Source organism: Pedobacter sp. GW460-11-11-14-TSB4, assembly GCF_059423705.1.
In genome coordinates, this window is sequence record NZ_JBWKYI010000019.1 from 68,162 (window position 1) to 92,126 (window position 23,965).

Here is a 23,965-nt window from a genome sequence, read left to right on the forward strand (position 1 = left end):
TAGTGTCGGAAATTATATTTTGGATTTTTACTGCCCTTCAGAAAAACTGGCTATTGAAGTTGATGGTGATAGTCATAATGATTATTCATCAGAAATATACGACAAAGAACGAACTGACTTTTTAAACAGCAAAGGAATTAAAGTAATTAGATTTGATAATGTTGAAGTCTTTGAATCTGAAGAACTGATATGTGAAGCGATTAGAAATCATTTTAAAAATAAAAAACCACCCCCAACCCCTCCTTGAAAATAAGGAGGGGAGTTGATTTATCTACTAAGATTATACGCAGTCAAAAGGTTCATACTAACACCTAACCAGCACATCCTTATAATAAAGAGTAGAGTTATTTCATCTATTAAAATGTATAGCCAAAGGATTCAAACTACAAACGCCAACAACAGGAACTAACCTTTGCCTCAGCACTTCCTACTTCCCTCCTATTTTAGGAGGGGCAAGGGGTGGTAAGCGCGTTGCCTCAGCCCATTCGCAAAATTTTCTGTACCCAATAGAAATACATTCTTATATTTAGTAAAGTAAAATTACACACGAGCAGATACAAAACAAACCATGAAGAACATTTTCCAACCCGCGGTAACTAGCGAAATTATTGACAGAATTAACCAGCTTACTCCAGCTACCACTCAACTTTGGGGCAAAATGAATGTTGCACAAATGCTGGCACATTGTAATGTAACTTACGAAATGGTTTATGATGACATTCATCCAAAACCAGGCCCAATAATGAAGTTTATCCTGAAAAAATTAGTTAAAAGCAAAGTGGTAAACGAGAAACCTTATCCTAAAAATAACCAGACGGCACCACAGTTTATGATTAAAGGTGATAGAGATTTCGAAAAAGAAAAGACCCGTTTAATCGATTACATCAACAAAACCCAGCAGCTTGGCGAAGATTATTTCGACGGCAAAGAATCACATTCATTTGGCCCATTAGCAAAAACGGAGTGGAACAACATGTTCTATAAACACCTGGATCATCATTTAGCACAATTCGGAGCATAAATTTCGGGAATATAAGCGCAAATTATTGTCGAAATCGCCCCCTTAAATCGTCACTTTTAAACCTTACACCGTCTAAAAATCTTGCCTAACTTGTAGTAACAAAAAAAATATATAAAATGGCAAAACCACTTGTAACATGTCTTTGGTTTGACGGACAAGCCGAAGCAGCAGCAAAATACTATTGTTCAGTTTTTAAAGATTCTAAAATTACGCAGGTTACACCCATGGTTGTTACTTTCGAATTAAATGGAAATAAATTTATGGGCCTTAATGGCGGTCCGCAGTTTAAATTCGATGAAGCGATTTCTCTGATGGTAAACTGCGATAATCAGGACGAAATAAACTATTACTGGGATACTTTCATAAATGATGGCGGTACAGAGAGCGTTTGCGGATGGCTAAAAGATAAATTCGGACTTTCATGGCAAATTGTTCCATCAAACATCGGCGAACTTATGGCAGTGCCCGAAAGAGCAAAAAGAGTAATGGAAGTGGTTATGCAGATGAAAAAGCTGGATATGAAAAAAATGGAAAATGCATAATATTTTGCTTTGAAACCCTGAGCGTTACCAAGAAAATTGCATATCTTCAATATATGAAAAGATTAACGATTTTAACCGCGTTAATCATCCCTATATTTCTTTGCACCTCCTGGGGTTTCTTTGCGCATCAAAGGATAAACAACCTTGCTGTTTTCACTTTGCCTTCTGATATGATCGGTTTCTATAAAAAGAATATCAAATACATTACCGAACATGCTGTCGACCCCGATAAACGCAGGTATGCTGATACCCTTGAAGCACCACGGCATTACCTTGATGTGGAAAACTACGAGAAAAATATTGATAGCATTCCCGAAAAATGGGATGATGCCCTGGCTAAATATGGCCTGAAAAAACTGAATACCGATGGCATTATTCCCTGGCAGGTACAGCGTAGTTATTATGCTTTAGTTAAAGCTTTTAAAATGCGTGATTCGGTGAAGATTTTAAAATATTCTGCAGACCTGGGCCATTACATTGGCGATGCACATGTTCCTTTACATACTACAGCCAACCATAACGGGCAACTCACCAATCAGGTTGGCATCCACGCTTTTTGGGAAAGCCGTTTACCCGAATTATATTCAAGCCATTACAATTTTGTTGTTGGCCAGGCGGATTATATTGAAAACCCATTGCTAGAAATCTGGAAAATACTTAAACACACGCACAGTTTAGTTGATACGGTATTAACTTTCGAAGCTGAACTGAGCGCATCATTTCCTTCCGACAAAAAGTATAGCTTTTCTGAACGTAATCATACCGTATTGAAACAATATGCTACAGGCTATTCAAAAGCTTACCATACTAAAATGAATAACATGGTAGAAAAGCAAATGCGTGCTGCCATATTAAAAACGGGTTCATTCTGGTATTCTGCCTGGGTTGATGCAGGTCAGCCGGTGCTTAAAAATCTGATTAAAACATCATTATTACCTGAAGAGAATAAAGAAAATGAAGAGGTAGAAAGGAAATATCAAAATGGTTCCCTCATTGGCAGGGAACTTTAATTATGCCTTTGGATCCTCTCCTTCAATCATTGCTTCAATCTTTTTAGGTTGTAAACGGCTTCTAATGGCTGCCCAGATGGCAGGAACAAAAGTTACCACAGCAATAAAAATAATAACCAGTTCGAAGTTATTTTTAATTACCGGGATTTGCCCTAATAGATAGCCCCCTAACAATAATGCAAATATCCAGGCTACTCCGCCAACAATGTTATAATAGGTAAAACGACCGAAAGGCATTTTGGCTATTCCCGCTACAAATGGTGCAATGGTTCTGAAAATTGGGAGAAACCTGCTTAACATAATGGCCTTACCACCATGTTTCTCAAAAAATTCGTGAGATTGATGATAATATTTAAGCTTTAAAATCTTGTTCTTTTCTTTAAACACACCTGCACCTAAAAAACTCCCGAGTTTATAATTAAGGGTATTTCCTAAAATTGCAGCTACAATTAATATAATGAGCATAATCCAGATATTTAAACCTGTTTCATGTTCGCCCGCAATTAAAGCGCCCATTGCAAAAAGCAATGAATCGCCGGGCAGGAAAGGTGTTACCACAAACCCCGTTTCGGCAAAAATGATCAGGAATAAAATGAGGTAGGTCCAGGTACGATATTCGTTAACAATTTCAGCTAAATGTACGTCTATATGAAGAATAAAATCTATGAGCTGCTGTAGTAGTTCCATTTATCTAATTTTGGGCAAAAGTATGAATATGAAAGGGATTAAATGCTAGTATATTGCAATAAAATTAGTTGGATGAAATGATTCTATTTTTAAGTTCGCCCTTTTTATCGCCATCAAATAATATAATGTAAACCCGACCATTATTAATATTAAGAGAATCTAAGCGTGATACCGCAGGCGGAGGGTTTGTAGCAGTAGGACTAGTTAATTTGAAGGCAAATTTCATGTTTTTATTAACTTTAACCTTGAAAGTTTTAATCGCTCCATACGCAATTGTAGATTCTACAGGTTTAGCAGTATTTGTGCTATCGGTAATTACAACACTAGAGCCTAGCGTATAACCAAGGTTTAAAAAAGTTAGTTTAGCTGAATCAAGATCTGGTTTTACATCATCGGTATAAACTTTCAATTTTGCAGGATCGCCAGTTTTTTCTTTATAATAAAAAACAGAATAATTCTGTCCGATTTTAAATGTTTGATCTCCTAATGCAGCTACATCAACACCAGTATTTATATTTCGCGTGGTTATATTATAAGCAGCATCGCCTGCAACGACTACATAACTTGTATTTGTACCGTGAGCAACGGGTGTTCCTATTTGGATTCCATTTAAATAGAAGGTTTGTGTTGTATCTGTCGAAGCAGCTTGAAAAAATCGCACTTTAGCATCACCTTCAATTAAATTATCGTTTTTGATGCATGAGCTGATTAAAATGGCAAGTGTAAGAAGAAGAAATATTTTAGGAAACAATACTTTGTTTTTCATAATTAATCGCTGATGCTAATAAAACGTAAAGATAGCAGAAAGCATATTAAACATTGAAATTAATTATCGGTAATGATATGTGCTTCTAATGTTGCAGCTGTAGTACCACTGAACCAAATCGTATAAATTTTACCGCCTTCTAAACTCGTTTTATCAATGGTTTTAACATTACCAGAACCGACTACCGTATATCTTAAATTGAATCCCGTATCTACTGTAAAATAGCTCGATGCTTCTTTAAAAGCCAGTCCATTTACAAACTGGGTACCACCCTGTACCATAACATTGATGCCTGTAGCAAAATTAGGCGTCAGGTTAATCAGTTTTACTTTGGCTTTATCGGCCTCTGTATTACTTAAATTATCCTCATAACTTACAATTTCCAACTCTCCTTTTTTATTGGTAACCAAAAAAGTAGTATAGGTAATAGATGGTGTAAAATTTAACGAGGTATCAGTGGTTGTATTATTTGTTCCGGCGTAAGAAACGCTTCTATTGCCTGAAGGTATTTTTACATAATCGCTGGTTTCGCCAAAAGCTAAAGCTACACTGGTTAGTTTTTCATTATCTAAATAAACATCCTGATGCACGTCGGCCTGCGATGCGTTGACCATTTTTACCTTGGCCTGGCCTTTTACGACTTCATCTGGATTATCCTTTTTACAGGATGAAAAGCCTATACTACATAGGGCGATGAGCAAAATCAGTGATTTCGAGAGATTGTTATAGATTTTCATGCTTGTGTTAGTTGATTAAAAACAAAAATGGCTCGGTCAAAAACCAAGCCACTTTCTTATCAAAACTAATAAATTAGTTTTTTCTTAATAACTATTATTTAGCATAACCGGCATCACCAACATTAAAACGTCTTCATTTTCGTCATTGGTTTGCGGAATTAGAAGTCCTGCTCTATTAGGTGTTGAAAGTTCTAAAGTCACCTCATCACCACTTAGATTGCTTAACATTTCGATCAAAAAGCGTGCATTAAAGCCTATTTCAAGATCTTCACCATCATATTGGCAACTTAAACGCTCATGTGCTTCGTTAGCAAAATCCAAATCTTCAGAAGAAATATTTAACTCGCTTCCGCTAATTTTCAATCTTACCTGATGTGTCGTTTTATTGGCAAAAATTACAACCCTACGAAGTGTGTTTAAAAACAGACTTCTGTCGATAATTAATTTATTAGGGTTATTGGTTGGAATTACCGCCTCGTAATCTGGATAACGTTCGTCTATTAAACGACACACTAAATTGATATTTTCGAACTTAAAGAATGCGCTGGTTGCATTATAATCTACTGACACGTTGATATCAGTTGAAGGTAAAGCCGCTTTTAAAAGTGTTAAAGCTTTTTTAGGGAGAATAAATGATGTTGCTTTATCTGCCTTGCTATCCATACGGCGATACCTCACCAATTTATGTGCATCGGTAGCCACAAAGGTAATGTGCTGAGGAGATAACTGACAGAAAACACCTGTCATCGCCGGGCGTAGCTCATCGTTACTTACGGCAAAAATAGTTTTTGTAATGGCTTCAGTTAAAACAGATGCAGGCAAATTTACAGAAGACGCGTTTTCTACTACGGGAATCTTCGGAAAATCATCACCATTTTCACCACTCAATTTATATTTACCATCGCCGGCACTGATCTCGATCGCAAAAGTACTGTCATCGATATTAAATGCGATAGGTTGATCTGGCAATGTTTTAAGCGTATCTAATAAAATTTTAGATGGAACAGCTACTTTACCTTCTTCCTTTGATTCTACAGCCAAAGCAGTTGTCATGCTGGTTTGCAGATCGGTAGCAGAGATAGTTAAGTTTCCATCTTTAATTTCGAAGAGAAAATTTTCTAATATAGGCAAAACCGTACTGCTGCTTGATGCACCATTTACGGTTTGTAAGTGTTTTAATAGAGTTGATGTGGATACAATAAATCTCATGATATTATTTAGTCTTCTTCAAAAATATAAAAATTATTTAGCGTACTTGTATTTGCGGTAATAATGTTGAAAAATCGCAAAGAATATTAACAATAGCAAGGGTGCCACTACATTTATAAATTGCCATTTCGTTTTTTCGAGCTTAATTTTGGCTTTATCCAACAATCTGATTTTTACTTCTTTATTCCGCAGCGCAATTAAGTTGTCGTTATCTGTAAAATAATCAACAATATTGAGCAATAAGGCCTTATTGCCAAAAGTACGCTGCGAATAACGATCGAAACCTAAGGGAAAGGGATTTCCATTTTGTTCTGACACCTGGTTTTTAAAAATATCGCCATCTCCTATTACAATCATTTTAGCCGCTTTACCTGTACTTTCCAGCGTGTAAGGTTGTGTAATATTAGCCGGTAAAGGTCGACCGGCAAAAACCGATGGAAAATTACCTTCCAGCATCAAACCAACATGCTGTGGTTTACTTTGGAAAGATCGTGGATCTAACTGTTCGCTTACCATTTGCAAGCTAAACAATTTCGGCACATTATATACTTTATTAAAAGGAGATGTTGCTAAAATATACGATTTCTTTACGCCTTTAACACCAATGGTATCTACTGTACTTGGAAATTCAGATTTTACACCATCCAGCTTTTTCACAATACTTTCTACAGTATCGGGTAATAAAATCGGGTAATAAATCCAGGGCACGAGTTGCATTTGGTTTTGCCCGCCAACTACACCTGTTGAAACCGGAATTTCGGCACTGTTTGCCGGATCGGCAATAATATCATAATTAATCCTTGCTCCATACATAAAAAGCATATCATCCAGGTTCAAATTACTGCTAACCGCCATTTGTCCGCTTTTTCCCCGCAAACTGTCCAATTCAGCACTTACCTGATCAATACTCCAGAGGACCCTCCCACCATTCATTACGAAATAATTGATTTTATATTTCTCCGTTTCTGTAAAAGGTTTTTTGGGTTTGGCGATAACCAGCATTTTCAATTTATCAAGCCCTGCTTTATCAATACTATTTAAATCGATACGGCCAACCAAATAACTGCTTGATAGGGTGTGAATGGCATCAGCCAGTTGCAAATCGGAGAGCTCGCCATTTGACTCGGAAAAGCCAATACGAGGGTTATCTCCCGCTAATACTTTCTTTAAACTTGAAGTAAAAATATATTCCAGATTTTCAATAGCACGGTTTATATTGTCTTCATAATTTCCCCGGGTATCTAAATTTTGGAAGAGCTTAATGGGAAATTCCTTCCCTTCGCTTTCCATCATGGCCATCGGAAAAACGAGTTTCTGCGTTAATCCACTTTCAGTTTTCACACTCAAATTGGTTGCTTCTATTCCCCTGTCGTATAAATTATTGATCACGGTATCCTGATCGGCCTGATTTAGCCCGGCTAGCGGATCAACAAAAACCACCTTAACTTCGGTTTTAGCATAAGCCCGATAGTCAGCTAAAATGTCTGATACCGCAGCCTGCAACCGTTTAAAAGCAGGTGGTAACTCTCCAGCTAAAAAGACAGTAATGATGACCGGTTTTTCATTCTGCTCCAATAAAGCTTTCGTCTTATCACTTAAAGTAAAACGCTTATCGGACGTAAAATCAAAACGATGAAAAACATATTGCCCCGCAACATTTAAAATAATCAATGCGGCTATAACGATGATAGAATTAATCCATTTATACTTCAGCCTCATTATCGTTTCCCTCCTATGATTATTTTAGTGACCAATAAAAACAGCACTGAAAACGTAATAAAATAAATAAGGTCTCTGGTATCTAACACACCACGGCTTATCGAGGTGTAATGTTGATTGATTCCTAAACTGCTGATCATGTTGCCGATGCTTTGAAATGCAGCAAGCTGACTGCTATAATCGAAGCCTAAAAAAGCGAATGCACATAAAGCGGCACTGATTACAAAGGCAATTACCTGATTTTTAGTAAGCGCAGAGGAGAAAATACCAATGGATGTGAAAGCAGCACCTAATAAAAACAGACCGATGTAAGAGCCAATTACCGATCCTGAATCGATATTTCCTTCAGGAAAACCCAGCTTCGAAATGCTGTAATAATAAATTGACGTCGGGATTAAGGCAAATAATACCAAAACCAAGCTCGCTAAATACTTTGCGAAGATGATTTGCCAGATCTGGATGGGCCGTGTGATTAAAAGCTCGTATGTTCCTTCTCTCCGCTCCTCGGCGAAAGACCGCATTGTAACGGCAGGAATAAGAAACATAAAAAGATAAGGAACCAAACTGAAAAAACCATCAAGTTCGGCGTAACCATAATCAAGTATGGAGGTATCAGGAAAAAACCAAAGTAACAGGCCAGAAACCAATAGAAAAATGCCAATGGTTATATAAGCAACCATCGAACTTAAGAAACTGAATAACTCGCGTTTAAAAACTGCGTACATGTGCTATTAAAACGCCGAAGTTAACCATTTATTCCTGCAAATTTAAAAGGAATTGATTAAATGAATGGATTATCAAATCTGCAATATTTAAATTTAAAAAGAGGCCGTATTATAAATAGAATTGTCATCCTGAGCCTGTCGAAGGGCATAGTTAAATAACCTTTTGTGTTTCGACAGGCTCAACATGACAAAATCTCAAGAGAAACTATCTTTATAATATAATCTCTTATTTACGCCCAGATCGGTTTAGAAAGAAAAACCTAAACCCACTGATAATACGCGGTTAGTTACTTTTGATTTATTCGTATCAGCATAGTCAAGGTTACTCAAGCCTAAACCATAACCCGCGTTGATGTTAAAACCATTACTTAGTTTATAACCTGCTAAGAAATTAATCCCAAAATCTCCTCTTTTCATCGTACCGTCTCCTCCAAATTTGATTTCTTCTTCTGAATTGGTTATGGTACTACCTCCACCACTTAATGTTGCTGTAGATTTATTTTTTCCGCTTATGGCCATTGCATAATAAGGGCCTGCACCAATAAAAAATTTTCCATCACCTAAATCGAAATTAAATACTGCATTTACAGGAAGTTCAATATACATCATACTGATTTTCGAATTAGCAGTAATCGTATAAATGTTTCCTGGCTCCGCATTAAAATAAGAAAAATCACTTTTTCCACCCTTACCAATTAAAGATAAGCCGGGCTGGACTGAGAATATTTCCGAAACAGAAATATCCATCGTTCCTCCTACAAAAAAAGAGGTACTCATTTTTTGCTTATACCCATTGTTTTTGGTCCCCGATGCACTAAAGGTTGGAAATGTTACACCTGCTTTTACACCAATTTTGAGATTGTTTGTTTGAGCTGAAGCTGCAAAGCCTAAGCCCGCAACTGTTAATAAAGATAATACTAGTTTTTTCATCCGTTTAGATTTGTTTTCAATTGTGATGAAGCCATCACGATTTTTCATTTAATTAATGATTTTGAAAATCATGATGACTTCATTTGTTTTTTTGAAAATCACTTTTTATTTGCCTTGGTTTTAGAAAGCAAAACCAACGCCTACTGAGAAAACTTTATTTTTAAAGGTAATCTCATCTGAAAGATCCGTATCTGCAATGCTGCTTAATCCTAATCCGTAGCCTGCGTGGATGTTAAAGCCATTGTTTAATTGGTAACCAGCCAAAAAGTTTAAACCAAAATCGGTTCTTTTAAACTCTGACTCTGCTTCGCCAAATTTAATGTCTTCTTTTACCGATCCGTATTTACCATTTGCACTTAATGCATAGGCAAAGTACGGCCCTGCGCCTAGAAACACTTTTCCAGCGTTTCCTAATTTAAAATTCGCCAATAAATTTACCGGTAACTCCAGGTATTTAAAATTTAATGTTGCCTCATCTGTAACTGCAATATCATCATCTTCGAAATCAATATCACCACTAGCCAGTTTTGTTCCTTTGTTTATAAAAGTTAAGCCAGGTTGAATTGAAATTACATCAGATAATACAAATTCGGCTGTACCGCCAACATAATAAGATGTTTTTGCATCGAAACTGACCGATGTACTTCCTGATGATATGGTCATGTTTGGAAAGGCTACCCGGCTTTCACGCCAAAAATTACAGGTTTACTTGTTTGAGCTGAAGCTGCAAGGCCTAGACCTGCAACTGTTAATAAAGATAATACTAGTTTTTTCATCTGATTTTTACATATTATTTTTTAGTTTCCGTGCGTTCGCCTCATCAGCGAAAACATTACAATAATAAATAAACTAATTTGATAGTTAAAATTTTGTTTTCCAACTTTACCACGTTAAATGGCTGATATACAGCAAAGCCCCCAACTTCGTGGAGGCTTTTGAATGAATTATAGTTTTATTATAAACCGAATGCAAATGCAGCGCGGATACCAACAAATGATAAAGTGGTGCTATTTTTCGACCATCCTTCATAGCGTATTCCTAAATCAATACTAGATTTATCAGCAACTGAAAATGAAGCACCTAAAGTTGGAGCGTAAGAAAATGCTGTGCCACCATTGTTTTCAGTAAAAATTGCAGCACCTAATTCACCAGCACCGTAAAAATTACCACCAAAATAATATTTAGCTCCTGCTTTTAAAGGTATAACACCTGAATTAGTAGCGCCAAGGTCTTTCCAAGCCTTTTCAGGAGCTACTGAAATATAACCTGCTGATACGGTTAAATTCAATGATTTAGCCACATTAAATTCACCCATCACTGAACCTCCATAACCTAGACTTAGTCCATTCGTATTATCACCCACAGGCAATAAGAAATCTGGTCCTACACTAATTTTGTTAACTGCTCCTTCTGTTTGAGCTGAAGCTGCAAAGCCTAAGCCTGCAACCATTAATAAAGAAAGTAATACTTTTTTCATGTGATTTTTAGATTATTGTTCGTTAATTATTTACTGTTTTTAGACAAGCATTATGCCAAAAACGTTACAAACGAAACAAATGAAGCTAAAACAAAAGCACAACACATTGATTTACTGGTAATTACACACAGATAGTTTTTATTCCAATAAGTTGTAGGCCTACTAAAAAAGACTAAATTATTGTATGCTTATCATGAATTAATTGAATAAAAACAATAAATGGTCCACTTAATTATATTAGTTATAACACAAACATATAGGCAAATCTGATTCCAACAAAACCTTTGGTGTTTGTTTTATTTGAATCGGAAAACTCATTTTTGCCTGTCCATGCTTCATATCTTATGCCTAAATCCAGTTTATTTCCGCCCGATAGCTTAAATTGATTTCCAATGCCCGGCGACCAGACCCATAAAGTTTTTTGTCCATTGTTTAGTGGCAATGCTGCGCCTAACTGCCCTTCTGCATAAAAGCTTTCACCCAACTGATATTTCAAGCCAGCTTTAGCGGGTAGATAAGTTAAATCCTGAACTTTAAAAAACTGGTTGCGTTTACCAAAGAAATTCATAAAACCTCCATTTAGGGATATGGCAAAATCAGCAGCTATTGGAAAATCAGCTTTTATTGAGGCACCCAAACCTATTCCTGATAAATTAACGAAGTTTCCTGATGGTAAACCTATTTCTGCACCAATACCAATACTGGTGGTGTTTTGGGCTTTCAATATAAAAGGCATTAAAAATAGAAAGGTGATTAAGGCGTTTTTAATTTTTGGACAATACATGAATTAAGCGGTAAGTTTTCTAAAAATATCTTCTAACGATTGTTGCTGGTGATTTTTTTTCAGGCCTTCGAGCGAGTCTTTCGCTACAATTTTACCTTTACTAATAATGATGATATCATCACAAATGGCTTCAACCTCTTGCATAATGTGTGTAGAAATAATAACCGTTTTAGCTGCGCCTAATGTTTTGATCAGCTGCCTGATGTCAACCAGTTGGTTGGGGTCTAAACCAGAAGTGGGTTCATCTAAAATTAAAACTTCCGGATTGTGGATAATGGCTTGTGCCAAACCAACCCTTTGGCGATAACCTTTTGATAACATCCCGATTTTTTTATGCTGTTCTGCTGTTAAACCTACCATTTTGATTACCTCATCAATCCGTGTAGGCAAATGGCTAAGCTTATACGTTTGGCCAACAAAATTTAAAAATTCCTTTACATACATATCAGCATAAAGCGGGGTATTTTCAGGAAGGTAACCAATATGTTTTTTAGCTTCGATAGCTTCTGAAAGAATGCTCTTTCCAGAAATTTCAGCCTCACCAGATGTTGGTTCTAAATAACCGGTTAGCATACGCATGGTGGTAGATTTACCAGCGCCATTAGGACCAAGAAAACCCAAAATACGACCTGGTTTGGCTTCAAAACTAATTGAATCGACCGCCTTTTGCTTATCGTAATGTTTAGAAAGATTTTTAACTGAAATGCTCATTTTATTTTTTTGCCACAGATTACACAGATAAACACAGATTTTAACGTTTCCCGATCTGTGTCTATCCTGTTTGTCTGTGGTTAATTAATATATGGTGAATTTATTTTTTTATTATATCTAAACTTATCCAGTTCTTCTGATGCCTGCGGTAAATTATCGCCCGATAAAATATCTGCGCCGTTATTAACCAAATGATAATAAACATTTTTTACCGGACTGGCCATGGCACTCTTGTCGATATTCCCCATGGTGCCTAAAATAGTGGTAATGCCCTTATTGTGCAGGTATTGATAGAGTTCTTTATCAGGAGCAGATACACCAACAAATGCTACAATGCGGTTATTGGGAATGCCCATGTTATTTAAGCGTTTCAATTCTGCTTTTTTCTGAACGGAGGCTGAAATCATTAGCTCGGGTGCCAATTGATGTACTTCCTTCGCCTGATCTGCAGTATAGGTAATGATTATCGAGTTACTTTCCACTTTATACTGCCTTACTTTTTCAATCACTTTAGCGTAAGAAACTCCTTTTTTTAAATCGATAGTTAACAAAACTTTTCCTTTGCTCCAGCTTAATACACTATCTAAAGTCGGGATTTTAAATTTTGTTTCTTTACCTGCATCATCTTTAAGATTAAAAGCTTTTAACTCCTCGTAAGTATAGTTGCCAATCGGTCCTTTTCCTGTCGAAGTCCGATCGAGCTTATCATCGTGCATAATCACCATTACCGAATCTTTACTGTAAGCGATATCAAATTCAATGATGACCGGATTATAGGTAGTGGCATTGTCAAACGTTTCGATGCAGTTTTCAGGAAAACCAGGCATTGGGCCACCACGATGCGCACTGATTAATGGAAAACGGTTTTCTGGCGACCATTTTAAGAATTGATATAACTCTGCGGGTTTATTAAACTTAATATATTGATGGCTTTTTTCTTCTGGTTTGCATGAGGTAAAAACTGCAACAATAACCAGGAATAGCAAATGATGAAATTTCATGCTTCAAAAGTAAACAAATTGCTTAACTGTTAAACGGGTTAATCGGTTAATTGTCGGGGTGGTTAAATGGTTATGGTTAAATGTTGAAATTGCTTAATTGTTTAAATCGGTTAAATGCTTAATTGTTGAAATCGGTTAATCGGTTAATTACTTATTACAACTATTAAACAATCTCCCCATCTTAAATGTCATGTACAGTTAACCAATTTATACAGTTTAAACAGTTAACCATTTCTTTAAACAATTAACCTCTAGGCAAATCCATTCTTGATGGCAAAAACAGCCAATCCTACCCGGGTTTTAAGTTCGAGTTTTTCGCACAGCTGATCGCGATAGCTTTCAACAGTCCTTGGACTACAGAACATTTTATCGGCTATTTCTTTATAATTTAGCTCCGTAACGGTGTATTTTAAAAACTCCTTCTCCCGATCTGAAATTTTGATCTCCACATCTTTGGTTTTATTCAGGCTGGAGAAAATGATTTTCGATGCCCAATCAGGATAAAAAAATCCGTTAATATTCAATTTGGTCAGTGCGTTTTCGAGCTCTACCGGATGTGCATTTTTTAACAGGTAACCTTTAGCGCCATTGCTCACCATTTTAATCACACTTTTTTCTTCACCCTGCATGCTCAGCGCCATTACTTTTACCTCCGGGTGATGTTCGGTTACCCAGGTTACAGTTTCAAAACCGTCCATAATGGGCATACTAATATCCAAAAGTAAAATATCGGGTATTTTATTGCTGTTTTCGAAGTTTTTAATCAGCTCTTTTCCATTTTCACAAACGTAGATCACCTCAAAGGCTGCAAAATTATCGATAATGCCTTGAAGTGCTTTTGCAATCAGGATATGATCATCAACAATAACTATAGTTTTTTTCATGCCGGGCCATTTAAAATAATAGTAAGTGTGGTGCCTAAATCGGGTTTGCTTTCTAAGTTAAATTGTCCACCGATTATTTCGGCTCTTTTTTTCATATTTTTTAATCCTATACCATCAGAAGTGATCTGATCATAATCAAATCCTACACCATCATCCTGTATTTTTAAGACTAAAAAAACCTCAGGCGAAGAACTTATTTGAATCTTGATATTACTGCAATGTGCATGTTTTAAACTGTTTTGAAGAAATTCCTGGGTTATCCTCAATAATACATTCTTTTTCACAAACTCAAGATCTAGACTTTCGAAATTGTATTGAAAGGTTACCTTACATTTTTTCAAAGCATTAAGGTTGTTCACTTCTTCCTGTATTAAAGTTACAATTTCATTTTCACTTATATTATCGTTCGTTAAGTTTTTCGACAAACTTCTCAAGTCTTGGAGCGATGAATTAATAATCTGATAAATCTGTTCAATTCTTGTACTTGCCTGTGGCACTTTGTTTTCGTGCACCAATTGCTGGGTATAAAGACTCACCAATGTTAATTTTTGTCCGATATTATCGTGCAATTCGCGGCCAATCTGTTGCATGGTGGCCTGTTGTATTTCTAACTGTGTAGTTAATAGTTCCTTTTGATGTATTTCGTTGGTGATTTTGATTTCATTCAGATATTCTCTTTTCCGCTCTTTGTATTTTTTAATGTAAACCATAATGGCCACTACAAACAGCACGAAAAACAAGTTAAAAAGGATGATTGTAATTAAGAGCTCTGTTTTCCCCATATAAATGAAATTGAGAATAATATATACATTACAATCCCCGATACCAGAAAATAATCGAAGTAAATATTCCAGATCTGCTTATATTCTACCAGCAGGTAATAAAATGTCCAAAATGGCAAGGTTCCGATATAAAATAACGTTACCCCCAAATTAACATAAAACATCCTGTTTCTATTAAAATTAATGATATCGGAAGAGGTGATCTGTTTGTAATATTCCATCACCACTAAAACCATCAAAATAAAGGAGCCAAAAGTATAGTTAAATGAAAAGATTATTTTACTCCCTTTAAAGTAGAATTCGCTGGGTATAAATGATATTAAATATAATAAGGAGAGTGCCCAAAACAGCTTTTTATTGTTAAAAGATTTCAAAGCATAAAGCCAGTAAAAAAAGATAAACTGAAAAGGGATAACGATATAGTTATAATAGGTTGTTTTAGAAAAACTAAGGTAGGCTCCTCCCCATTTACCAAAGGCCTCACAGCTAAAAACAGCTACCAGAAAATAGACGAAAAAACGCCAATATTGCTTTTTCAAGCCTTTTAAATGCAGCAAAGCAACAATTGCAGTCCCTCCTTCAATCCAAAGGAAGCTATCGCTCAGAAATTTCTGAAAGCTGTTCATACTTATGGCACATTAATAAATTTCAACCGCAGCTTCTGCAGGTGGAATAAGCTGTCCGTGATTTTGAGCCATTACCTCACGCGACTGGCTTGCATTACTATCCGAACTCATGGCCATCAAGGTAACTGCCTGCTGCTTTTCTGTTTCTTTTAGTGGAAAAGTGGTACGGTCTAAAGGATTAAAGTCATAATCCTGGTAACTTCCGTCACTACTCTTCTTTTTTAAAGTAGGGATCATCACCAGTGTATGTTTCTGAGCATAATTTTTGCCTATCGATTTTTCATCTTCAAAGCCATTCCATTCGTTCTCTTTTGGATAAGCAGCATAATAAAAACGGATACCCAGCGCCCCATCTGCAATGCGCGGGTCTACTTTTTTGCTAAAAAATTCGATGTCGGCGATAAACTTCTTTAAGGTTTTTAAGCCGAAAGAAACCGAATGCGAATCGGTTATGCCCAATACTTTATTAATGGCCGCTAAATGATTATTGCGGTAACCATCTACCATTTGCTGAATTGTGGCCGGATCCATCGTATTTGGATGTCCTGGTCTTTCGTTTTTTTTCATAAGATCGATTAATTTTTGTAACAGATAATAAGCTAGCGCCCCACATAAAAACACGATAGCATAGGTTGGCAGATGTTGCATTTCCATAATTTTTAAGTTTTAATTAAAGTTAACTTTTATTCCCAAATGTGATAAAACTTTTATGGATAACAGATGGGGTTTTCCCCATATTTTAATGTTGTTTTTACCGCTTTTTATTTTGTTGCTTTTACTACTGGTTTTTAGTGTTTTACCTGCCATTTTTTCACGGTAACTATTTCAATTTTGGGTATTGTTTAACACAAAGGAACAAGCCGAAAATCCTGAATAGAGTAGGCAAAACCTAAAACATTAAAACCATGTCAAAAACATTGAAAAAAGAAGAAAAAGTACAGTACACCGGAAGATACCTGGTATTACTGCCAGAAGGATCAAACACCTCCGATTCTATTAACCAGATCAATTCTGTTAGCGGATTGAACTTAAAAAGCTCTTTAGAATTTGAAAACGAGTTTTTCACTGATAAAGACCTTGCTAAAACCGATGGTATCATCTTAGACAAGCTAGGTATCGCCATTGTAAACGAAAAACCAAAAATTGAAAATTCAATCAGCAGTTTAGGCGACACTGAGATGATTGTAGAAAAAGAAAGAGTAGTTTATGCTATTGGAATGCTGGATGAAAGTACCCAAAATTATGTAGAGGGTTACAGAGATGCGGTAAACCAAATGACCAATGTATTGGTTGGAACCGAAACAGAAGATTACAGCTATGAAGAGCAGGAATCGGAAGTAGAATCTGTTGGCGCCACCTGGGGATTAAAAGCAACCAATGTGGTACCCACCAGCTTTTTAAGATACAATCCTTACAATGGTGCCGGCATTAAAGTTGCCATATTGGATACAGGATTTGATTTCCATCACCCTGATTTTGCTGGCCGCCCTGTTGTTCATCAAAGTTTTATCAGCGGAGAAAGTACGCAAGATGGACATGGCCATGGCACGCACTGTACTGGTACCGCCTGTGGTCCTTCTAGCTCGCCATCGGCTACTGAAAGATACGGTATTGCGTATGCCGCAAGTATTTATATCGGAAAAGTTTTAAGCAATGGTGGATCTGGTGGAGATGGCGGTATTCTTGCTGGTATTAACTGGGCCATTGCCAACCGTTGCGATGTGGTAAGCATGTCGCTGAGGGGCTTTGTAACAGGAGCAGGTTATTCAGCTGTTTTTGAAACCGCTGCAGCCCGCGCTTTGGCACAAGGCACTTTAATTATTGCTGCTGCAGGAAACGACTCGGCAAGGCCAGGCACAGTAAGACAGGTAATGCACCCTGCAAATTGCCCGTCGATAATGGCTGTTGGTGCGGTAGATGTGAGTATGAATGTGGCCGCTTTTTCTAACGGAGGCCTTTACCCAACTTATGGCGCTGTAGATATTGCAGCTCCGGGTGTTAACGTATACTCTTCTACAAAACTGCCTACCAAATATGCAAGCTGGAACGGAACCAGTATGGCTACACCACATGTTGCAGGTATTGCCGCACTATGGGCACAGGCATCGGGTTTGAGAGGAATTAATTTATGGAGAAAATTAACCTCAACGGCTAAAGCATTACCTTTACCAGGTAGAGATGTAGGAGCTGGATTGGTACAGGCACCTACAAAAACAAGATTGATAAAATACCCGATTGATAGATTACCGATTGATAGATTACCGATTGATAAATTCCCAATTGATAAACTCCCTATTTTAGTTAATCCGAAATTCCCTATCGATCCAATTGGTCCAATAGAAAAAATTATAAGATGAAAACAAAATGGTTAATATCTGTAAAAGACGACGCAATGGATTTAGTGGTCAAAGCGCTGAAGGAAATTGGTGTTAAAGATGTAGAAGCCTTAGATGCAATTGGTGTAGTTGTAATTGTTCCGGGCAACCATAAAATTGCAGATATCAAAAAAATTGATGGCGTATTAAGTGTTGAAGAGGAAAGGGACATCAGCATTTAAGCCAGCAAAACCTAATCATGCGCTTAATTTTAAAATCGGTGCGACATTTAGTTGCACTGATTTTTTTTTATAGCTGAGTTAAGTCTGATGAGATCAAGCAAATGATTAATAAAGGTGCTATAGCACTTTATGGGAAGGCTTCGGTCTGGCTGTTTGCTATTAATACAAAAATAGAAGCACTAAAGTGGCCACCTAAACCTGATTGCAGCGGGCACGAGTGTAACGATTAAAGCGGAAAGCAGGACTACTGAAACCGACTAGCGTTCCAATTGCTTTCCAAATCATTTGAACCATTTAAGAGATTTAAGGGCAAATAAGCTGACTGGCAAGACTGCCTTTCACCCGTTTTCGACCACCTAAGGCACCTTAGCACACCGAAGTTAAGTGCAGAAATTCTAAAATATGCAGTTCCTTTGCCCATTGATCAAAAACCTTTTACCTCTTACCTTTTACCTTGATTGCAGCGGGCACGAGTGTAACAAGTAAAGCGGAAAGCAGGGTTGATTAAAACGATTAGCACGGCAATTGCTTTCCATATTATTTGTACCATTTAAGAGATTTAAGGGCATATAAGTTGACTTATCACGGATCTGATTCCCTTGAAAGATGCTGAAATAAATTCAGCAGGACGATTGGATTGTTTTTTTAGCTTGATCAAAAACCTTTTACCTTTTACCTTTTACCTTGATTGCAGCGGGCACGAGTGTAACAAGTAAAGCGGAAAGCAGGGTTGATTAAACCGATTAGCATTCCAATTGCTTTTCAAATCATTTGAACCATTTAAGAGATTTAAGGGCAAATAAGCTGACTTATCACGGATCTGATTCCCTTGAAAGATGCTGAAATAAATTCAGCAGGACGATTGGATTGTTTTTTTAGCTTGATCAAAAACCTTTTACCTTTTACCTCTTACCTTTTACCTTATTTATTATCTTTGCTGCATTATGGCTCAAAAGAATAACGACGAACAATTTAAAAATGTAATATCACACGCTAAAGAATACGGTTTTGTATTCCAGAGCAGCGAAATATATGATGGCTTAAGTGCTGTTTACGATTATGGCCAATTGGGTGCCGAGTTAAAAAACAATATTAAAACCTACTGGTGGAAAGCTATGGTGCAGATGCACGAAAACATTGTAGGGATTGATTCTGCAATTTTTATGCACCCCAAGGTTTGGAAAGCCAGCGGACATGTTGATGGTTTTAACGACCCCATGATCGACAACAAGGATTCTAAAAAACGTTACCGTGCCGATCAGTTATTGGAGAATAAAATTGATGAGTTATATTCAGAACTGGCCAATTTCAGTGCGGAGAATAAGGCTAAATTTGAAGCATTTCAGCAAGAAATATTGGGTTTAAGTGATGAAGGTCAGGCGAGCTGGGTTCCAACATTTAAAGATGAGGAAACGATTTTAGACCATGCAAAATATCCTTTTGTGGAGGAAGCAAGCTGGAGATTTGTTAAAAAGGGTTTAACGCTTGAGGTAGAAATGAACCTTGCGCTGAAGTCGGAAAACTTAGCACAGCTAAAAGATTTAATTGTTGATTACAAAGTAATCTGTCCGATTTCTAAAACGTCTAACTGGACTGATGTACGCCAGTTTAACCTGATGTTCAGCACCCAATTCGGTGCAATGGCCGAAGGTAGCGATGAAGTTTATCTTCGTCCGGAAACAGCGCAGGGTATTTTCGTAAACTTTTTAAATGTTCAAAAATCTGGAAGGATGAAAATTCCTTTTGGTATTGCACAGATTGGTAAAGCCTTCCGGAATGAGGTAATTGCCCGTCAGTTTATTATGCGGATGCGTGAGTTTGAGCAAATGGAAATGCAATTTTTTGTTCGCCCGGGTGAAGACAAAAAATGGTTCGAATACTGGAAAGAAGCACGTTTAAAGTGGCATAAAGCTTTAGGTACTTCGCCTGAAAAATACCGTTACCACGACCACGTAAAACTAGCACACTATGCCAATGCCGCTACTGATATCGAATTCGAATTCCCATTCGGATTTAAAGAAGTTGAAGGTATCCATAGCCGTACCGATTTCGATTTAACCCAACACCAGGAATATTCTGGCAAGAAAATGCAGTATTTCGATAACGATTTAAATGAAGAAGGTAAACCTTATGGCAATTACGTTCCTTATGTAATCGAAACATCTATCGGTTTAGACCGTATGTTCTTGTTAACCATGATTAATGCCTTTGAAGAGCAGGATTTAAGCACCGATGACAAACAGGATAGCCGTACTTTATTACGTTTACACCCTGCTTTAGCACCTTACAAAGTTGCCATTTTCCCATTAACCAAAAAAGATGGCTTGCCTGAAAAGGCCCGCGAAATTATGGATACCTTGAAATTTGATTTCAACTGTATTTATGAAGAGAAAGATGCGATTGGTAAACGTTACCGCCGTCAGGATGCTGTGGGTACACCTTTCTGTATTACCGTTGATCATCAAAGTTTAGAAGATAACACGGTTACCATTCGTCACCGCGACAGCATGGAACAAGAACGCGTAGCCATTGCCGATTTAGGAAACATTATAGGCTCGGCAGTAAGCTGGAAAACCTTGTTAGCATAAAACGAATCGTCATGCTGAATTTAATTCAGCATCTCACAAGATAAATAGTTCAGTCGCAGGTTTTACCCCTGCGACTTTTTTGTGTATAAAAAATGAATTTAGCCGAACATTACCATAAACTGTATACCGACGCTGTTGCGAAAATATCAGCTGGCCGATATGAAACAGATCATTTAATCGATTCAAATACTGACCAGCGTTTTGGACTCACTTTGGTCATCAGGCCTGATGCGGCAACCAACACCAACATCCAACAGTTTTTAGCGGAAGCGGAAGCCATTGAACCTGATCAATATTATTATCAAAATTCAGATATCCACATTACCTTAATGTCTATCATTTCCTGTTATGAGGGCTTCGATTTAAAGGATATTGAGGTGGAGGACTATATTCAGCTTATCCAAAAGGTGCTTGCGAGGCATAAAAGTTTCAAAATTCAGTTTAAAGGGCTTACGGCATCACCATCCTGTATTTTAATTCAAGGTTTTTTAACGGATACCTTAAACGAAATCAGAGACGATTTACGGGCAGGCTTTAAAAATTCAGGTTTGCAACAAAGCATCGATAAACGTTATACCATCCAAACTGCCCATGCTACAGTAATCCGTTTCAGATCGGAGCTGAAACATATAGATACTTTGCTTAATCTGATCGAAAAGTACAGGGGTTTTGATTTTGGCACTTTCGAAGTAAAACAGATAGAACTGGTTTATAACGATTGGTACCAAAGGGAAAGATTCGTAAAAAAACTACAGGTATTTGAATTGAAATCATAATATCAATCGATTGAACTGTTTGTAAAACCACATTCTGGCTTTGTTATTTTCTAAGGCAAATTCAATTAAACTGCGTTTTATTAATTTAGTAAGCTAATCTGACCAAATGTATAAGGCCAAAAAATCGATACTCACCATTTTAGCTGTTTTTTTCAGCATTTCAATGGTTATTGCACAGGGAAAACCAAAATTTAAGGTCATTGCCTTTTACACGGCCAAAAATGATCAGGCGCACATCAGTTTTGTTCATGAAGCAAACAAATGGTTTCCTAAAATGGCTGAAAAATATCACTTCAGCTACGATTCTACAGCAAACTGGAGTAATTTAAACGCCTGGTTTCTAGCTAAATATCAGGTTGTTATGTTTTTAGATACCCGGCCGGAATCAGCCGAACAGCGCAAAGCTTTTGAAAAATATATGGAAAATGGTGGCGGATGGATGGGTTTTCATTTTTCTGCCTTTGCCCTTTCAAAGTCGGCTTTCGATCAAAACTGGAACTGGTACCACCATACCTTTTTAGGATCGGGCGAATATGGCAGTAATACCTGGCGACCAACATCGGCAATACTTAAAGTAGAAAATAAAAAACATGCGGTAACCAAACACCTGCCCAATACCTTTAAAGCACAGCCCAACGAATGGTATCGCTGGCAGAATGATTTAAGAAAAAATCCAGACATCCAGATTTTACTATCTATTGATTCATCTAGTTTTCCGTTAGGTACCGGCCCAAAAGCACACGAGATCTGGCATAATGGTTATTATCCGGTGGTTTGGAGCAATAAAAAATTTAAAATGGTTTATGTAAACATGGGGCATAATGACATTGACTACGAGCACAAATACGATAAAACCAATAAAACACTCTCTTACACCTTCGGCAATGAAACACAGAATAAAATGATTATCAACAGTTTATTATGGTTAGGGAAGAAAAAAAACAAGTAATTTTCCATAAACTGCCAGATAGCGCGTAATCCTTTGGTCACAAATACCATTACCATAGGTTTCAGATTTCATAATCATTTAGCTGAATATTATATTTGTTTAAACCGGAATCGCTTTGATATGAAAATCCCACAGAAGTTTTTTGCCCGTCAACATGAAATCGCAGCCGATTTTTTGAAAGAGTTGGATAAACATTTAGATGATGTGGTATCGGGCCGGGCAACTGAAATGTTCGAAGTAAGAGATTTTGCCGAACTTATTCATGTTCACCCCACACACTTAAGCAATACCATTAAATCGGCAACAGGTTATTCGCCTTGTTATTTCTTTGAAGAACGTTTAATGGAAATTTCGAAATCGATGTTGCAGAATGTAAGTATGCCTATTGCCGAAATCGCAAGGACATTAACCTACGACCCCTCTAACTTTACCAAGTTTTTTAAACATTTCTCCGGCCAGACTCCTAAACAGTACAGGGAAGCTTATTTCCAGTCTTTAGCCGGCAATAAGGAAATTGTCACCATATAAAACTTAAACAGTCACCATTTTTACTTAAGCTATCACCATTTTTACAGCGGCTTTCCATCTAACTTTGTTTAACAAATTTAAAGAAAATGGAAACACAAAATAAAATTGCCCTGATAACCGGCGGTAGCCGCGGATTAGGAAAAAATGCCGCTTTAAAAATTGCAGCAAAAGGAATTGGTGTCATTGTTACCTATCAATCAAAAAAAGAAGAAGCCGAAGATACCGTTAACGAAATAAAACAGTTAGGGGTTCAGGCTGCAGCATTACAGTTAAACGTTGCCGATACTAAAACTTTCGATGCCTTTTTTACGGAAGTTAAAACGGTATTGAAATCTGTTTTTAATGCCGAAAAATTCGATTTTCTAATTAATAATGCGGGTATTGGCATTCATGCTTCATTTGCAGAAACGACTGAAGAACAATTTGATACTTTGGTAAACATCCACTATAAAGGAGCCTTCTTTTTAACCCAAAAGGCTTTGGCATTATTAAATGATGGCAGTGGGATTATTAATCTTTCTACTGGTTTGGCACGTTTTGCTACCCCTGGCTATGCAGCCTATGCCTCGATGAAAGGTGCAATGGAAACCTTAACAAAATACCAGGCCAAGGAATTGGGTGCAAGAGGAATTAGATCGAATATTGTTGCTCCAGGTGCCATAGAAACCGATTTTGGTGGTGGTGTAGTGCGCGATAACGATCAGCTTAATGCCGGAATTGCTTCGCATACTGCTTTAGGCCGTGTAGGTTTACCTGATGATATTGGCGGCGTGGTTGCTTTTTTATGTACCGAAGATGCCAGATGGATTAATGCACAACGCATTGAAGCATCGGGTGGTATGTTTTTGTAAAATTTAGTTAACCGCTAAGGCGCAAGGGTCACAAAATAAATTAAAATCCTTGCGTCATACTGAACTTGTTTCAGTATCTGTTACTATTAAGATCCTGAGATGAAC

27 protein-coding genes are annotated in these 23,965 nt (G+C 37.1%); 11 read left to right on the top strand and 16 right to left on the bottom strand.

Annotation, left to right across the window (positions count from 1 at the left end):
- The 4 genes from AC07YT_RS17540 to AC07YT_RS17555 all read left to right on the top strand — a co-directional run.
- On the top strand, positions 1 to 247 hold a 247-nt coding region (locus AC07YT_RS17540; protein ID WP_494945439.1), incomplete at its 5' end, for an endonuclease domain-containing protein.
- A gap of 321 nt (positions 248 to 568) precedes the next feature.
- Positions 569 to 1,021, top strand: coding sequence for a DUF1569 domain-containing protein (locus AC07YT_RS17545; RefSeq protein ID WP_086545230.1), 453 nt, complete (start codon positions 569 to 571; stop codon positions 1,019 to 1,021).
- Positions 1,022 to 1,137: 116 nt separating this feature from the next.
- Positions 1,138 to 1,563, top strand: coding sequence for a VOC family protein (locus AC07YT_RS17550; protein WP_086545229.1), 426 nt, complete (start codon positions 1,138 to 1,140; stop codon positions 1,561 to 1,563).
- A 53-nt stretch (positions 1,564 to 1,616) separates the two neighbouring features.
- Entirely contained in the window at positions 1,617 to 2,573 is a 957-nt protein-coding gene (locus tag AC07YT_RS17555; RefSeq protein WP_086545228.1) for a zinc dependent phospholipase C family protein, read from the top strand.
- Here the strand turns inward: AC07YT_RS17555 and AC07YT_RS17560 are convergent, their stop codons facing one another.
- The 16 genes from AC07YT_RS17560 to AC07YT_RS17635 form a co-directional block, all read right to left on the bottom strand.
- The gene (locus AC07YT_RS17560; protein WP_086545227.1) at positions 2,574 to 3,260 is read right to left on the bottom strand and encodes a DedA family protein; all 687 of its coding nucleotides are present in this window, start codon (positions 3,258 to 3,260) and stop codon (positions 2,574 to 2,576) included.
- 64 nt (positions 3,261 to 3,324) lie between these two features.
- Positions 3,325 to 4,026 (bottom strand): DUF4397 domain-containing protein, encoded by a 702-nt coding sequence (locus tag AC07YT_RS17565; protein WP_086545226.1) that lies wholly within the window; start codon positions 4,024 to 4,026, stop codon positions 3,325 to 3,327.
- Positions 4,027 to 4,085: 59 nt separating this feature from the next.
- Positions 4,086 to 4,763, bottom strand: a complete 678-nt coding sequence (locus AC07YT_RS17570) for a DUF4397 domain-containing protein (RefSeq protein WP_086545225.1) — start codon at positions 4,761 to 4,763, stop codon at positions 4,086 to 4,088.
- An 84-nt stretch (positions 4,764 to 4,847) separates the two neighbouring features.
- On the bottom strand, positions 4,848 to 5,972 hold the full coding sequence (dnaN, locus tag AC07YT_RS17575) for a DNA polymerase III subunit beta (protein ID WP_086545224.1): 1,125 nt from the start codon (positions 5,970 to 5,972) through the stop codon (positions 4,848 to 4,850).
- Positions 5,973 to 6,005: 33 nt separating this feature from the next.
- Positions 6,006 to 7,691 carry a gliding motility-associated ABC transporter substrate-binding protein GldG gene (gldG, locus tag AC07YT_RS17580; protein ID WP_086545223.1) on the bottom strand — a complete coding sequence of 562 codons (1,686 nt, stop codon included), beginning with the start codon at positions 7,689 to 7,691 and terminating at the stop codon, positions 6,006 to 6,008.
- A complete protein-coding gene (gene gldF, locus AC07YT_RS17585; RefSeq protein WP_086545222.1) occupies positions 7,691 to 8,416 on the bottom strand; it encodes a gliding motility-associated ABC transporter permease subunit GldF in 726 nt (241 codons plus the stop codon). Before gldF ends, gldG begins: the two co-directional genes overlap by 1 nt.
- Positions 8,417 to 8,662: 246 nt before the next feature.
- Positions 8,663 to 9,346, bottom strand: coding sequence for a porin family protein (locus tag AC07YT_RS17590; protein ID WP_494945440.1), 684 nt, complete (start codon positions 9,344 to 9,346; stop codon positions 8,663 to 8,665).
- Positions 9,347 to 9,466: 120 nt separating this feature from the next.
- On the bottom strand, positions 9,467 to 10,009 hold the full coding sequence (locus AC07YT_RS17595) for a porin family protein (protein WP_086545220.1): 543 nt from the start codon (positions 10,007 to 10,009) through the stop codon (positions 9,467 to 9,469).
- Positions 10,010 to 10,301: 292 nt separating this feature from the next.
- The gene (locus tag AC07YT_RS17600) at positions 10,302 to 10,823 is read right to left on the bottom strand and encodes a hypothetical protein (protein ID WP_086545218.1); all 522 of its coding nucleotides are present in this window, start codon (positions 10,821 to 10,823) and stop codon (positions 10,302 to 10,304) included.
- Positions 10,824 to 11,064: 241 nt separating this feature from the next.
- Positions 11,065 to 11,559: a hypothetical protein gene (locus tag AC07YT_RS17605; protein ID WP_145954205.1), complete on the bottom strand. Its 495-nt coding sequence runs from the start codon at positions 11,557 to 11,559 to the stop codon at positions 11,065 to 11,067.
- Between the two features lie 51 nt (positions 11,560 to 11,610).
- Positions 11,611 to 12,318: an ATP-binding cassette domain-containing protein gene (locus AC07YT_RS17610; RefSeq protein ID WP_086545216.1), complete on the bottom strand. Its 708-nt coding sequence runs from the start codon at positions 12,316 to 12,318 to the stop codon at positions 11,611 to 11,613.
- A gap of 80 nt (positions 12,319 to 12,398) precedes the next feature.
- On the bottom strand, positions 12,399 to 13,319 hold the full coding sequence (locus AC07YT_RS17615; protein WP_086545215.1) for a glycerophosphodiester phosphodiesterase family protein: 921 nt from the start codon (positions 13,317 to 13,319) through the stop codon (positions 12,399 to 12,401).
- Between the two features lie 251 nt (positions 13,320 to 13,570).
- On the bottom strand, positions 13,571 to 14,203 hold the full coding sequence (locus AC07YT_RS17620; protein WP_086545214.1) for a response regulator transcription factor: 633 nt from the start codon (positions 14,201 to 14,203) through the stop codon (positions 13,571 to 13,573).
- Positions 14,200 to 14,985 (bottom strand): sensor histidine kinase, encoded by a 786-nt coding sequence (locus AC07YT_RS17625; protein WP_086545213.1) that lies wholly within the window; start codon positions 14,983 to 14,985, stop codon positions 14,200 to 14,202. The genes AC07YT_RS17620 and AC07YT_RS17625 overlap by 4 nt, the downstream gene beginning before the upstream one ends.
- Positions 14,964 to 15,611 carry a hypothetical protein gene (locus tag AC07YT_RS17630; protein ID WP_086545212.1) on the bottom strand — a complete coding sequence of 216 codons (648 nt, stop codon included), beginning with the start codon at positions 15,609 to 15,611 and terminating at the stop codon, positions 14,964 to 14,966. The genes AC07YT_RS17625 and AC07YT_RS17630 overlap by 22 nt, the downstream gene beginning before the upstream one ends.
- Before the next feature lie 12 nt (positions 15,612 to 15,623).
- Positions 15,624 to 16,178: a hypothetical protein gene (locus AC07YT_RS17635; protein WP_145954204.1), complete on the bottom strand. Its 555-nt coding sequence runs from the start codon at positions 16,176 to 16,178 to the stop codon at positions 15,624 to 15,626.
- Between the two features lie 338 nt (positions 16,179 to 16,516).
- Between AC07YT_RS17635 and AC07YT_RS17640 the strand changes: the two genes are divergently transcribed.
- The 7 genes from AC07YT_RS17640 to AC07YT_RS17670 all read left to right on the top strand — a co-directional run bounded on the left by AC07YT_RS17640 (position 16,517) and on the right by AC07YT_RS17670 (position 23,860).
- Positions 16,517 to 17,968 (top strand): S8 family peptidase, encoded by a 1,452-nt coding sequence (locus tag AC07YT_RS17640; RefSeq protein WP_086545210.1) that lies wholly within the window; start codon positions 16,517 to 16,519, stop codon positions 17,966 to 17,968.
- Positions 17,965 to 18,168 carry a hypothetical protein gene (locus AC07YT_RS17645; protein ID WP_086545209.1) on the top strand — a complete coding sequence of 68 codons (204 nt, stop codon included), beginning with the start codon at positions 17,965 to 17,967 and terminating at the stop codon, positions 18,166 to 18,168. Before AC07YT_RS17640 ends, AC07YT_RS17645 begins: the two co-directional genes overlap by 4 nt.
- Positions 18,169 to 19,112: 944 nt before the next feature.
- Positions 19,113 to 20,756, top strand: a complete 1,644-nt coding sequence (locus AC07YT_RS17650; RefSeq protein WP_086545208.1) for a glycine--tRNA ligase — start codon at positions 19,113 to 19,115, stop codon at positions 20,754 to 20,756.
- A 92-nt stretch (positions 20,757 to 20,848) separates the two neighbouring features.
- The gene (locus AC07YT_RS17655) at positions 20,849 to 21,532 is read left to right on the top strand and encodes a 2'-5' RNA ligase family protein (RefSeq protein ID WP_086545207.1); all 684 of its coding nucleotides are present in this window, start codon (positions 20,849 to 20,851) and stop codon (positions 21,530 to 21,532) included.
- A 106-nt stretch (positions 21,533 to 21,638) separates the two neighbouring features.
- Positions 21,639 to 22,481, top strand: a complete 843-nt coding sequence (locus AC07YT_RS17660) for a ThuA domain-containing protein (protein WP_086545206.1) — start codon at positions 21,639 to 21,641, stop codon at positions 22,479 to 22,481.
- A gap of 120 nt (positions 22,482 to 22,601) precedes the next feature.
- Complete coding sequence (locus AC07YT_RS17665; protein ID WP_086545205.1) at positions 22,602 to 23,009, top strand: helix-turn-helix domain-containing protein; 408 nt, start codon at positions 22,602 to 22,604, stop codon at positions 23,007 to 23,009.
- Between the two features lie 86 nt (positions 23,010 to 23,095).
- Positions 23,096 to 23,860: an SDR family oxidoreductase gene (locus AC07YT_RS17670; RefSeq protein ID WP_086545204.1), complete on the top strand. Its 765-nt coding sequence runs from the start codon at positions 23,096 to 23,098 to the stop codon at positions 23,858 to 23,860.
- The last annotated feature ends 105 nt before the right edge of the window (positions 23,861 to 23,965 follow it).